Origin of the sequence: Phocaeicola sp. RTP21198st1_B8_RTP21198_201120, from assembly GCF_040929485.1 — a bacterium.
Taxonomy (GTDB): domain Bacteria; phylum Bacteroidota; class Bacteroidia; order Bacteroidales; family Bacteroidaceae; genus Phocaeicola; species Phocaeicola dorei.
The window spans coordinates 1-329 of the sequence record NZ_JBCOCI010000269.1 but is presented as its reverse complement, the minus strand read 5'-3'; the positions used below and the strand labels follow the sequence as shown (position 1 = coordinate 329).

Below are 329 nucleotides of genomic sequence, written 5' to 3'. Positions count from 1 at the left end.
GATATGCTCTGCTGCGGAACGAATCCGGTTTTCCGTTTCCTTATTGACGGGAACGGCTGTAATGAGCTTACCCACTCCGATATGCTTCAGCTTCCGGTAGAGATCCAGATACATCAGGCTGATAAATTGCAGATAGCCTTCACGCCTGTTTCGCAGTACCAAAGTGATAAAACGGACAAACTCTCTGGTCGATTTTCCGTCACCGTCGGCAGCCGTGCAGACTAACGCCAACTTTTCCTTCGTTGTGATGACCGGATTATCAAGTGCTTCGCGCAAACCGGGCTGTTCACAAAAACTGTGCGACAGCGTCAGGAACTCCTGATATAACC

The 329-nt window shown here is 49.5% G+C and carries 1 protein-coding gene; it reads right to left on the bottom strand.

Annotated elements, in window-relative coordinates; all coding sequences use genetic code 11:
- Nucleotides 1-329: F0F1 ATP synthase subunit delta (locus tag AB5935_RS25280; protein WP_368327787.1), on the bottom strand; the 329-nt coding region annotated here is incomplete at both ends.